Source organism: Vibrio sp. J383 (genome assembly GCF_023503985.1).
Classification (GTDB): domain Bacteria; phylum Pseudomonadota; class Gammaproteobacteria; order Enterobacterales; family Vibrionaceae; genus Vibrio; species Vibrio splendidus.
Window position 1 is genome coordinate 509,890 of the sequence record NZ_CP097293.1, and the last position, 13,385, is coordinate 523,274.

Below are 13,385 nucleotides of genomic sequence, written 5' to 3' on the forward strand. Positions count from 1 at the left end.
GTGAATGTTGGTAAATCAAATTCATTGATCCTGTGTGTCATTTCTTTTTTTATTGTTAGCTCGATTATAGTGTTTTTTTCAGAATCGATTCAAGCGATGCATGCTGCTGATTATGGAAGTGCCTATTGGTTTGCTAGTGACCCTGGTGTTTATTATAAAATATTTTTACTGCGTGATGGTTCAACCATGACAACTGAGTCATTAATTTACTCATTTATGGTTGGTGTGCCGGTTTTAATGCTACTGCTAACTGATGGTCAAGTTTCACCTATTCTTATTTTTTCTTGTATGATCTTCTTTTTTTCTCTTTATTCATCTATGAAATATTTAGAAAGAAATAGGATTTTATTTTTCTTTGGGATTGTTCTGATTCCATATGTTGCATTAGGATTTTTTGCTTTAAATAAAGAGATATTTGTAGTGTCGTCAACTCTATTTTTTTTGACGTACTATAAAAGTAATAATATTAAATATTTATTATATTGCTTTTTTTTCCTGTTTTTTGCTCGTTATTACATGCTGTTTGTGTTTGTTTTTTGTTTATTTATTTTCCCTCCCGGAACTGGTAAAGTTCGTTGGGTTTTTTTGTTATTGACTTTATTTTTAGTTTCATTGCTCTCGCCCTTTGTTTTAACCGGAGGGGCCTTAATGTCCTACTCTAGTGATGCAGCTGTTGGTGATAGTGGTTTTGTTTCTTTAACATTTTCAAATTTGATTAGAAACTATATGTACTTTGTGGCATACATACCTAAGTATATTATGTTGATATTGTCGAGGTTTTGGACTGTTATTGTGTCGGGAATCCATGCAGATGCTAAAGCTAATTTATTAGGGTTTCTGTTTTCATTGTATACAATATTGGTTTTAATTTTGGTTGTTTTTAAAGTACATAACAAAAAGAGTGACTCATACCCATACCTAATGATGGCGATATTTTCCCCACTTCCAATTATGTTTAACGATATATTTCATTGGCGTTATTATATCTTTACAATTCCGGTTTTTATTTTTTATTTAAACCAAAGGAAAATTAATAATAGTGAAAAAAGACATTAAGTTTTCTTATCATCGAGAGATAAAGTATGTGCGGTATAGCAGGTTTTTATAGTAAGAATATCCCTTCAACATCCAGTTATGATGTTTTACGTAAGATGGGTAATCAAATAGAATCAAGAGGCCCAGATAGTTCAGGAGAATGGCTAAATTCAGAAGAAAAAGTTGGTTTCGCTCATAGAAGACTGGCTATTTTAGATATAAGTGAGTCTGGGTCACAACCAATGACTTCTCAGTCAAAAAATTTCACTATTGTATTTAACGGTGAAATATATAACCATCTAGAGTTAAGGGCTTTAGTGGAAAAAGAGCGTAAAAATTTTGAGTGGATAGGTTTCTCTGATACAGAAACAATTTTAGCTTGTCTGGACGTGTGGGGTGTAACAAGGACTCTTAGTAAGTTGGTTGGTATGTTTGCTTTCGCTGTCTGGGATGAAGATTTAAGAAAGTTAACTTTATGTAGAGACCGTATGGGAGAGAAACCTCTTTACTATGGCTGGCAACAAGATGAGTTTTTGTTTGGCTCAGAGCTTAAAGCACTTAAGGCTCACCCAAAGTTTGTCGGTGAAATCGATAGAAGGTCTTTAGCACTTTTACTTCGTTATTCTTATATTCCATCGCCAAATTCAATCTATCTAGGTATATCTAAATTAAGTCCAGGACATTATTTAGAGGTAGATTTAGAAAAAAACACATGCAACGAGTATAAATATGAAAACGCTGAAGACCTAATTCTTTCAGGGAAGCATAACTCATTTAATGGTACTGAACAAGAAGCTCTAGAGAAGCTAGAAGGTCTCTTGAAAAAAGCAGTAAAAAGTCAAATGCTCTCAGATGTTTCAATCGGAGCATTTCTTTCTGGAGGGGTTGACTCTTCTTTGGTGGTTTCCTTGATGCAATCTCAGTCAGAGACTCCGATAAAGACTTTTTCAATAGGGTTTCAAAATGAGGCTTATGATGAGGCTGTTTATGCGAAAAAGATTGCTGAGCATCTAGGTACAGAACATACGGAGGTGTATGTAAAGCCAGAAGATGCATTAAATGTTATTTCACTTTTACCTCAGCTATTCGATGAGCCTTTTGCTGATTCTTCTCAAATACCAACCTATCTGGTATCAAAAATTGCCAGCCAACACGTAACTGTTGCGTTGTCTGGAGATGCAGGAGATGAAGTATTTTGTGGTTATAATCGTTATATTGTGACTGACAAAACTTGGAGGTCGCTTGCTAGATTACCTTTAAGTGTAAGGGCAATATTGTCTAAATTGATAACACTTTTACCTATGAAATATTGGGATGCACTTAACAAGGCTTTGCCTTTTAAGCACCAAATGTCCCGATTTGGTGAAAAAATGCACAAAGGTGCTGCGGTATTAACCTCTAATTCTCTCAATGATCTTTATACGAACTTGGTTTCGAATTGGCGCGAGCCAGAAAGTGTCGTTTTAGGAGTAGACAAGAGACATGTTTCCTCCATTAAAGAAGGTGCAAGTAGGCGCTTGTCAAGCGATATTGAACATATGATGCTCTTAGACACGCTCTGTTATTTACCTGACGATATATTAGCTAAGGTTGATCGTGCTGCAATGGGAGTATCTTTGGAAACTAGAGTTCCTTTCCTCGATCGTGATCTTGTTAGATTCGCTTGGTCTTTACCTTTAAACCAAAAAATTAGAGATGGTGTAGCCAAGTGGTGTCTTAAAAAAATACTGTATAAATACGTTCCCAAAGAATTAATTGAGCGCCCTAAAATGGGGTTTAGTATTCCTTTGGCGGAGTGGTTACGTGGTCCGCTCAAACCTTGGGCTGAAGAGCTATTAGATTGTGATAAAATGAAGACTCAAGGATATCTTGACTCTTCCGTTATTAGAGAACTCTGGCTAGAACATTTATCTGGCCGTAGCGACAAACATTCTCAATTATGGCCGGTTCTTATGTTTCAGCAATGGTTAGAACATAATGAGATAAGTTGAAAACTTCTCGTTGAGAAAATCTTTAAAAGCTCACACAAACATACTTGTTATATTTGTGTGAGTGTATGAAATTAATTTAATTAAGGTATTAATGATGTCAAATAGGACTATCGATTCAGATTTATTAAAGAAAATATTGGGTGTTGATGTATCCCCTGCTTCTTTTTCTGCTATCGGCGACATTCATTCAAATCATTCAAATAATTTGTTGACCTATTTGAAAGAGAAGAAATACATTGAAGTTGTATTAAATAATAAATTTATTCGGGGTGTCATATGTACCCAAGAAGTAGCGAGTTTGTTACCGGATAGAATTATTAAGGTTATTCATGATGATCCAAACTATGCTTTTTTCTCTATTGTTGATTATTTCGGTAATAGTAATGTAGGAGACTTTGACAGTGTTATCAGATCTCCAATTGAGTATTCTAATATAACGATTAGTAACAAAAATGTACAAATTGGTGAAAACGTTATTATTGAACCAAACGTAACAATACATTCCGGAGTTGTAATAGAAAATAATGTTATTTTAAGAAGTGGTTGTGTAATTGGTTTAGATACATTTCAACACCAAAAGACGTCTAAAGGAATTATTAGTCCAAAACATGACGGTATTTTACACGTAAATTCAGGGTGTGAAATCGGAGCTAACTCTACTTTGAGTCGTGGTTTTAGTTACCGAAATACTGTTATTGGCAATCACTGTAAATTGGATGCTCAGGTATATGTTGGGCACGGCACGATTATCGAAGATAACGTGTTGGTCTGCGCAGGTGCTAGAATTATGGGACATGTTCGTATTTGTGAAAATGCCTTTATTGGTCCATCAAGTTCAGTTAGTAGTAGAGTCCATATAGGCTCTAATGCAAGGGTTTCTATTGGCTCTGTTGTTACTAAAAGTGTCGAATCTGACAGCGTCGTATCTGGGAATTTCGCAGTTCCTCATGATAAATTTATTCAGTTTATGAAAGCACAGGTTGAATAAATAGTTTCTTTAATTTTAATAATTGAAGTTATACTTATTTCTTTAGAGGTATATAGTGAAGTATAGAAAAGATATTGATGGCTTAAGAGCTGTGGCTGTTCTATCGGTCATCTTTTTTCATTCTGGCGTGATTGCATTTTCTGGTGGTTTTGTTGGAGTTGATGTATTTTTTGTTATAAGTGGTTATCTGATAACAACTCTAGTTTATAACGACATTAAGAAGGGAGAGTTTAGCTTTATATCATTTTATAAGAGAAGAGCGTTAAGATTACTTCCTGCTCTTAGTATTACGCTATTTTTTGTTTCTCTCTTTGGTTTTGTTTTTCTTAATAATGCTGAGTTTAGTAATTTAGGAAAAGAAATAATATTCTCCTCTGTTGGTTTGGCGAATATATTGTTCGCTCAGGGGAGTAACTATTTTGTTAATGATAGTGTTTTCAATCCATTAATCCACCTTTGGTCACTGGGTGTAGAAGAACAATTTTATTTTGTTTGGCCATTGATATTATTCATTTTAGGACGCTATAACTTTCGCTTTCTATTTGTTATAACATTGCTGTTCATCTGTTCATCTTTATATTTTTCAGAAATTGCAACTGAGATGGACCCTATAAAGTCTTATTATTACCCACATTATAGATTCTTTGAGTTATTGGTAGGTGCTATTTTTGCTATTCTAGCTTCAGATAGGCGTTTTTCTTATTTGAATTCTAATTCCGTAATTAATGAGTTACTTTCATTTTTTAGTTTTTTTGCTATAGTTTATTTTAGTTTCGTATTTGATGAAAACACCCTATTTCCAGGGTTCAATGCCCTTTATCCTTGTATTGCTACCGGCATTTTTCTGTTTTGCTCAAAGTCGACAAAAATGGGTGACATATTAGGTAATAAACTTTTTGTCTTTATTGGTTTAATATCTTATCCATTATATCTATATCACCAACCATTTTTATCTGTATTGTATTTTTTCAATATTGATATGAACCCTGTAAATTTAGCAATTTCTACGTTATTGGTTTGTAGTCCCTTAGCTTGGCTGACTTATAGATATATAGAGAAGCCATTGAGGCAATCGTCTAGCTTCCATAAAGGAAAATGGCCAAGTTCATTAACTTTGGTTATATTTACTATTCCAATTTTTGTTTCTATAGGTGTTTTTATTAATAGAACACATGGTGTCCCTTGGAGGTTTAGCTTTTTGAACTCATTTGCATATGAAGTGAGTCAAAACAACGTTAGTAGCTTTCATGATAATTTTCAGCGCGGATATTCTGTGCGGCCGGAATCTAAGGGTAGGGTGTTATTCGTTGGTGATTCTGTATTACAAAATTACGTGGTTCCAATTGTTAATGCTTTAGGTATCGAGCAATATGATCAAGTGGATGTAGCAAGTCGGGGAGGGTGCGTATTACTTAAAGGAGTTTCATTCCTTGATAGTTTTTCCGATGTGTCATGTGATGACATTCGTGATAAGTTGTATTCTAGCGACAAACATTATAACTTAGTAGTTATATCGCAAAGCTGGTCTCTATACGATAAAAATATTCTGAACACTATAGATGATGGTAGCGAACGCTATTTTTTAAACAAATGGAATAAACTGCTATCGGATACCGTTGAATATTTTAATAATAAAGCAGATAAGGTGGTGATTATAGGCGCACATCCTTTTGTTGCTGGAGCACAAGCTATTGAGCCCAATATACTGTTGACTAAGTCGAAGTATTTATCGGAGGTACAGAGTTTAGAAGTGGTAAATATTAATTATTTGATAGACTCAAAGGTTTTTTTTCAATCATTTGTTAACGATAAAACTTCTATCTTATACCCATATGATATATGGTGCGGTGAGAGTGGGGCCTGTAAACTTCATGATGAAGATTGGTCTTTTTTTGTAGATACAAAACACATTTCGTACGCTGGTGCGAGTTTTGCCGAAAAAAGATTGAATCAAGAAAGAATGTTGGATTTATTTAAAGACTAATTATGAAAAAAATAATTTTTGTTGTTAATGATGACTGGTTCTTCAAGTCTCATAGGCTCCCAATAGCGTTGCGTGCAAAGCAACTCGGTTATGAGGTACATATTGCTACTGGCCAATATGAAGGGGATTCAATCTTTAAAGAGTACGGATTCGTTCATCATACCTTTAGGATAGCAAGAGGGAAAGTTAGCCCTGTTTCTGATCTTTTTATGCTGGTCGATTTATGTCGATTATATTTCAAAGTTAAGCCTGATATTGTCCATCATGTAACAATAAAGCCAGTTATTTACGGTGGTATTGCATCGAGAGTTGCGAGTGTCAAAGGTGTCGTCCAAGCGATATCTGGACTAGGTGTTATATTTATTGATGAGGGTGTTCGAGCGCGAGTCAAGAAGTATTTAATATCGAAGTTATACAAAGTTGCCTTAGGTGGTAAAAACTCTGTAATTATCTGTCAGAATACTGACGATAAAGAAACCCTAAAAAAATTGGTATGTTCATCAAAGCTGAATTTTAGAATAATTAAAGGTTCAGGTGTGGACTTAGTTGCACTAAAGTATGCTCCATATGAACATAAGAATGAAAGGAAGGTCATTTTATTGTCTAGGATGCTAAAAGATAAAGGGATATTAGAATTTTATGAAGCAGTAAAAATATTAAAACCTAGCTTTTCAAATACAAAGTTTATTTTAGCCGGAGGGATCCACGAGAATCCATCATCCCTTGATGAAAAGACACTGGAATCTTGGAACCAAGAAGGGATCATAGAATGGATTGGTCACGTAGATCACCCTGAATATGTGATAAAGGATGCGGATATAGTTGTTTTACCTTCATACCGTGAAGGACTTCCTAAAGTACTCTTGGAAGCAGGAGCAATAGGGAGAGCTGTTGTTACAACTGATGTTCCTGGTTGTAGAGATGCTGTAATTGATGGGAAAACTGCATTGGTTGTTAAAAGTAAATCAATAAATGAACTTTCCGAGGCAATTAAAACTTTGTTATTAGATCATGAGTTATGTGTAAGTATGGGAATAAATGGACGGGAACTTGTAGAGAAGGAGTTCTCAATAGAGCATGTAGTTCTCAAGCATTTTGAAATATACGACTCTTTTAGTGAATAGCTTTATCTATCAGTAAATACCATTTATTTCGAACAATTTTTCTTAATCTTATTAAGAGAAAAAGTTCACGATTAAATGCCCTGTCTAGTCGGGAGGCTTTTCTCTTTTAGCATTACTAATTGCTTTTGAAACCTCCCATTTTAATTAACTAGTATTTAGATACCTTTAAATACTAGTAATTTTTTTCTGGTAGGCCAAAATAATTTCTTATCCAACTAGTTATTTTCCATATGTAGCTCATTGCTATTGCATAAATAGAAAAACAAAATATAAATGACAGAAACATAATTGACTCTTTGACTTTAAATAGTTCGCCATAAATCCCAAATCCTGCAAAAGCACTTGATATAATACAAATAACTGCAAGGGTTTGACGTGGACTAAAACCTAATCGTTGAAAAATATGGTGTAAATGTTCTCTGTCTGGTTTAAATGGTGAATCACCACGTCTGATCCTTCTGAACATAATGGCCGCCATATCCATTAAAGGTATTGCAATCAGCCATAGAGCGGTAATGGGCCGCATTAAAAATGAGTTCTCTTCTTGGCTAGCCCCTAGTAGCAACCAGATAACAGTGAAACCAATCATCATACTACCGGCGTCTCCCATAAAAACCTTTCTTTTTCGTCCTAGAATTCCAAGATTCATTAAAATATAAGGGATTATGGCAACGATGAATACAACGCACAAGTAGGCGAGCCCGTGCTGGCTTTCTACTTGTAATAAAACGGCAATTCCAGCAAAAGTTACAATAGATAGACCACCTAGTAGTCCATCGATTCCATCAACCATGTTAAATGCATTTATAGCCCCAATTACTGCTATTATCGTAATAAATGGGCTTAGCACACCTAATTGTATAGCTCCAATACCTAAAATGTCTCCAATGTTTTGTAGACGTAAATCTGCAAAGTACATCATACTTATAGATAATAACGCTTGGATAAATAAGCGGAGTTTGAAGCTAAGATCAAATTTATCATCGAGTGCTCCAACGAGTACAAGTATTGATATACAACCTAAAAATAAATAGCTATGAGCTATCACATCTGGATTGGACGCGATAAATTGCCCTATGGATAAGCAAATAGAAATACCACCGACAAGAGGTATAGCCCCGTTGTGAAGTTTTCTGGCATTTGGTTTGTCTACTAAGCCTATGCTCTTTGCGATTTTTCGCATCAGGAATAATGAAGAAAATGAAAAGAAGCCAACGAAAGATAGCTCTAATAACATGATAGTCTCTAGCTGATTTTTATTAATTATTTGGATAGTTGATGATACGCTAAAAGCATACAGATGTATATTTGGTTGGCTGTATATTAGACTATTTATAGAGACGCGTTTTTAAGTACGAGCCATGTTTTAGTCTAAGGAATGTAAACCTAATTAAACCCAAAGTGACATTTTTTTTCACATCCGATCCGCCTACCTGCGCCCTTTCTTGATCTTCCGCTACAGTTTTGACTGTAAACTGTAGTAAAATTACGCTAATTTGTTTTTATACCGATTTATTTTGAATTGAACGAGGTCAGTCCTATGTCAGCTAAGAAGCCAATGGCTCTAGTGATCCTTGACGGTTACGGTTACCGTGAAGACAACCAAGACAACGCTATCGCGAACGCTAATACACCCGTATTAGACGGTCTTATTGCTAACCAACCTAACACGCTAATCTCGGCTTCTGGCTTAGATGTAGGCCTACCTGATGGCCAAATGGGTAACTCTGAAGTGGGTCATACCAACATCGGTGCGGGTCGTGTGGTATACCAAGATTTAACGCGCATTACTAAATCAATCGCAGACGGCGAGTTCGCTCAAACGGAAGCGCTGGTTAACGCTGTTGATAAAGCGGTTAAAGCAGACAAAGCAGTGCACATCATGGGTCTTATGTCTCCAGGTGGCGTTCACTCTCATGAAGATCACATCTATTCAGCTGTTGAAATGGCAGCAGAGCGTGGCGCAGAGAAAATCTACCTACACGCATTCCTAGACGGTCGTGATACGCCGCCACGTAGCGCAGAAAACACACTTGTACGTTTCCAAGAGCTATTCGCTAAGCTAGGCAAAGGCCGTGTGGCTTCGCTTATTGGTCGTTACTACGCAATGGACCGTGATAACAACTGGGATCGCGTTCAAGAATCTTACGACCTGCTGACTGAAGCAAAAGCAGAGTTCACATTCGACACTGCAGTAGCTGGCCTAGAAGCGGCTTATGCTCGTGAAGAAAACGATGAGTTCGTTAAAGCGACTGAAATCAAAGCGGAAGGCGAAGAATCTGCAGCTATCGTTGATGGCGATGCGGTTATCTTCATGAACTACCGTGCTGACCGTGCACGTGAAATCACACGTGCATTTGTGCCTAGCTTCGACGGTTTTGAGCGTAACGTATTCCCAGCTATCGATTTCGTGATGCTGACTCAATACGCGGCAGACATCCCACTTCTATGTGCATTCCCACCAGCCTCTCTAGAGAACACCTACGGTGAATGGCTATCGAAAGAAGGCAAAACGCAGCTACGTATCTCTGAAACGGAGAAATACGCGCACGTGACATTCTTCTTCAATGGCGGTAAAGAAGACGAGTTTGAAGGCGAAGAGCGTCAGCTTGTTGCGTCTCCAAAAGTAGCAACGTATGACCTTCAGCCAGAAATGAGCGCGCCAGAGCTAACTGACAAGTTGGTTGCAGCAATCAAAGGCGGCAAATACGACGCTATCGTTTGTAACTTCCCTAACTGTGACATGGTTGGCCACACTGGCGTTTACGATGCAGCGGTTAAAGCGGTAGAGTCGCTAGACGAATGTCTTGGCAAAGTGGTTGAAGCAATCAAAGAAGCCGATGGCCAACTGCTTATCACCGCTGACCACGGTAACGCGGAAATGATGGTAAACCCAGAAACGGGCGGCATCCACACGGCGCACACTAACCTACCTGTTCCACTTATCTATGTAGGCAGCAAAGACGTTGAGTTCAAAGAAGGCGGTAAGCTGTCTGACCTAGCACCAACGATGCTTTCTCTGTCTGGTGTTGATATCCCAGCAGAAATGTCAGGTGATATTTTAGTTAAGTAGTACTGTTTAAGATAAGCAGTGACTGTTTAAGTTAAGTAGATATTTTTTAGATAAATAGCGACTTACTTTTCATCGAAAACTAGAACGGCCGCACGCGAGTGTGGCCGTTTTTTTTTTTGATTTTTCTGGACTCAATGTCAAGCCAGTAAAACCAGTGTCTATCTGTTTACCTGTCTACCTATCTTTCATCCTGCTTCTATTTTGTAGCCAATATGGCCGACATCCGCTCTTAATGAGTCTGATTCTAAGCATGAGCATGAGCATGAGCATGAGCATGAGCATAAGCATCGAAGAGAAATGGATTCATTTCCTCATGGTTTATCAAATAAACAAAACCTTGCACATCTATTTTGTTAGTGCTAAATTTTCAAATATTGAACGATCGTTCAATATTTGATTTGATGAAGATAAATACGATAAACGCTTGGAGTGTTTTTCTATTCAAGTTGTTCTATTTCTCTAATGGAAGTTAAAAATATGAATACAAAGACGCTTATCATGACATTTTTTGTCGGCTTGATGGCTAGTATTGCTTTTATCTTGATTCAGCCTTTGTTTGGTATGTCGACACTGACATCTCGACACGCCTCTGCGTACGTGACGTTAGGTGGTTATGATCCAACGAGTGCACTGGTGTTGTCGTGGGTTGTGCATGTTGGCGTTTCATTGTGTTATGCCTTTCTTTGAAATCTTATTTTTATCTTCAATTCATCGCTTTCCGTTAACCTCATCCAAATCTCCGTATTGGGTTGGATAACCACGCTTATTGCAACGCCAGCCAATGAATGGGTGGTGAAACTCGTGACGACAAAACAGTTTCCGTCTATCAGTTCGTTGTCTGCACTGAACACCGATGTCGGGCCAAAGTTATGGCTGCATATTCTGTTTTTTGTTCTTATCGTTGGTGGGTTATGGGTGGCGAAAAAACAACGTTCCGCTATGGCTGTTGCGAAAATTTAAAGGGCTGTCGCGAAGATTTAAAGAGCATTTAAACACGTATCTTGGTTTATTCGGCTATCTGTTTTTTTAAGATTTTTAGCTCGTTTTCTCTTATTACTCGTTGTTTAGTATTTTTAGCTCAAAATCCAGTAACCATTCTTTGCGGTTCATGCCGCCGGTGTAGCCGGTTAATGTGCCATTCGCACCAATCACTCGGTGGCAGGGAACAACAATACTAAATGGATTCTTGCCATTTGCGCCACCCACTGCTCTTACGGCTTTTGGGTTGTCCATTCTCTTTGCTTGCTCACCGTAACTGATGGTTTCGCCATAAGGAATGGTCGTTAAAGCTACCCAAGCTTTGAGCTGAAAATCAGTACCTTGTGGCTTTAAAGGCAAATCAAAGTTTGTACGTTTTCCGGCAAAGTATTCATCTAACTGTTTCGTCGCCAGTTGGCAAAGGTCATCTGGATTGCTAGTCATTCGCTCTTCATGATTTACATGGTCAATTTCAATAAGCGACACACCATTACTCACAATGATCATCTTGCCTATCGGTGCGTCATAAAGCATTTTGTAAATAGTGTCTTCCATGTCATCTTCCTTCTTTTAGTTTTTTCTGCTCTCAAGCTCTTCGAATCTCGATACCATAAACCGTCATTCCAGAACTGAGGGACGAAGTGTCTGGAATCTCAAACAACGAACCATTAGTTATGGACAATAGATTCCCTACTGTGCTCGTACCTCGCTATAAGGAATGACGGAGTTTAATTAGAACGCCACTAGAGTCTTACATCTGCTCTTACGCTCTTATATCTTTTCGTATCACGGTTACTCGCATCCCGCATCTGCTTTAGCTCTCACACGAAGTGCAAAGCAATACCCTGAAATACCACCCATGATGTTCCCCAAGGCTAAACCAATAAACAACCCTTCGACACCATCAATTTGGCTGCCTATCCACGCAAAGGGCAAGGTAAACACAAACAAACGCATGAAGCTCCATTGAAAGGCTTTGAGTGGTTGGTGCATGGCATTCATTCCACTGATCAGCATCATCACAATACCTTGGAACCCATAGCTAAAGGGGACGACCAACAAGTAATGCCACAAAATGCCTCGTACAGATTCTTCTTGAGAGAACAGGTCAGCTAAGGGGATGCTCAACGGCACCATCATTAAAAAAATCAAACCTTGGAACATCACAGCAAAACGCATACTGAGAAACAATGCCTTAAAGCTGCGTTGAGGGTTGTTTGCACCAAAGTTCTGCGCCATGAAAGGCGTAAGGGCAGAGGTCAGAGACATCAACACAATGATAAGAATGGATTCAATACGCTGGGCAGCACCATAAGCAGCAACGGCTTCGGTTCCCTGTTTGGCCAACATCATCATTATGATGGCACCTGCTAATGGATTGAGCGCGTTCGACAGCGCAGCAGGAGTGCCGATGGTCAGTATTTGATGCCAATCGCTAAGGATGCTTTTGATATTCGGTAAAGCCAGAAGCTTCTCTCGTTTAATCAAGATGTACAGCGAGCAACACAAAGCGCCAAACCAACTGAATCCACTGGCAATTGCAGCACCTTGAATGCCTAATTCAGGAAAGGGGCCGTATCCAAAAATGAGCAAAGGGTCGAGAACGCCGTTGATTAACCCTGCCAGCATCATAATTTTAGCGGGCGTTTTGGTATCGCCACTGGCACGAATGGCACTGTTGCCTGCCATTGGGATCACTAATAGGGGAATGGTGACATACCAGATCAGCATGTACTCGGATATCAGAGGCAGTAACTCCGCTTCGGCACCCAACAAAGTAAATAGGGGTTCGAGTGAGATAATGCCAACGGCGGAAGCGCAACAGACCAGAAGTAGTGCGAGCAATAACCCATGGCAGGTAAATCTCGCCGCATTTTGCGCGCAGCCTTGGCCAAGCAACCGCCCAATACACGTCGAAAGGCCGATACCAATTCCCATGGTGATGCAGTTAATCGCAAAGGTGATTGGGAAGGTAAAGCTCACCGCTGCAAGGGCTTGTGTACCCAGTAATGAGATAAAGAAGGTATCGACGAGGTTAAACATCAAGATCGCCACCATGCCGAATATGGTCGGTATGGTCATGGTACGTAATGTACTCTCAATTGGGGCGGTTAATAGCCCGTGCTTATCTTGCATGTAAAACGCCGATTGAACTAGAATAGTAGGAGTAGAATACAGTGAATTGTTAGCTCTCTGAAGATCACTTTCATAA

The 13,385-nt window shown here is 38.4% G+C and carries 9 protein-coding genes and 1 pseudogene; 7 read left to right on the top strand and 3 right to left on the bottom strand.

Going from position 1 to position 13,385, the window contains the following annotated elements:
* From M4S28_RS02360 to M4S28_RS02380, 5 genes are all read left to right on the top strand, one after another.
* Positions 1–1,056 carry a hypothetical protein gene (locus M4S28_RS02360; protein ID WP_249632249.1) on the top strand — a complete coding sequence of 352 codons (1,056 nt, stop codon included), beginning with the start codon at positions 1–3 and terminating at the stop codon, positions 1,054–1,056.
* Between the two features lie 26 nt (positions 1,057–1,082).
* A complete protein-coding gene (gene asnB, locus M4S28_RS02365) occupies positions 1,083–3,026 on the top strand; it encodes an asparagine synthase (glutamine-hydrolyzing) (RefSeq protein ID WP_249632250.1) in 1,944 nt (647 codons plus the stop codon).
* A 94-nt stretch (positions 3,027–3,120) separates the two neighbouring features.
* Complete coding sequence (locus M4S28_RS02370; RefSeq protein ID WP_198593356.1) at positions 3,121–4,014, top strand: DapH/DapD/GlmU-related protein; 894 nt, start codon at positions 3,121–3,123, stop codon at positions 4,012–4,014.
* A gap of 55 nt (positions 4,015–4,069) precedes the next feature.
* Positions 4,070–5,998, top strand: a complete 1,929-nt coding sequence (locus M4S28_RS02375) for an acyltransferase family protein (RefSeq protein WP_249632251.1) — start codon at positions 4,070–4,072, stop codon at positions 5,996–5,998.
* A 2-nt stretch (positions 5,999–6,000) separates the two neighbouring features.
* Positions 6,001–7,122 carry a glycosyltransferase family 4 protein gene (locus M4S28_RS02380; protein WP_102384410.1) on the top strand — a complete coding sequence of 374 codons (1,122 nt, stop codon included), beginning with the start codon at positions 6,001–6,003 and terminating at the stop codon, positions 7,120–7,122.
* A 172-nt stretch (positions 7,123–7,294) separates the two neighbouring features.
* Here M4S28_RS02380 and wecA read toward each other — a convergent pair whose 3' ends face one another.
* The gene (gene wecA, locus M4S28_RS02385) at positions 7,295–8,359 is read right to left on the bottom strand and encodes a UDP-N-acetylglucosamine--undecaprenyl-phosphate N-acetylglucosaminephosphotransferase (RefSeq protein WP_102384411.1); all 1,065 of its coding nucleotides are present in this window, start codon (positions 8,357–8,359) and stop codon (positions 7,295–7,297) included.
* Positions 8,360–8,662: 303 nt separating this feature from the next.
* Between wecA and gpmM the strand changes: the two genes are divergently transcribed.
* The gene (gene gpmM, locus M4S28_RS02390) at positions 8,663–10,195 is read left to right on the top strand and encodes a 2,3-bisphosphoglycerate-independent phosphoglycerate mutase (RefSeq protein ID WP_249632252.1); all 1,533 of its coding nucleotides are present in this window, start codon (positions 8,663–8,665) and stop codon (positions 10,193–10,195) included.
* Positions 10,196–10,584: 389 nt separating this feature from the next.
* A pseudogene (locus M4S28_RS26520) lies at positions 10,585–11,155 on the top strand (hypothetical protein).
* A gap of 93 nt (positions 11,156–11,248) precedes the next feature.
* Here M4S28_RS26520 and M4S28_RS02405 read toward each other — a convergent pair.
* Positions 11,249–11,728 (bottom strand): methylated-DNA--[protein]-cysteine S-methyltransferase, encoded by a 480-nt coding sequence (locus M4S28_RS02405; protein WP_249632255.1) that lies wholly within the window; start codon positions 11,726–11,728, stop codon positions 11,249–11,251.
* Between the two features lie 237 nt (positions 11,729–11,965).
* Entirely contained in the window at positions 11,966–13,309 is a 1,344-nt protein-coding gene (locus tag M4S28_RS02410; protein ID WP_249632256.1) for an MATE family efflux transporter, read from the bottom strand.
* Between the last annotated feature and the right edge of the window lie 76 nt (positions 13,310–13,385).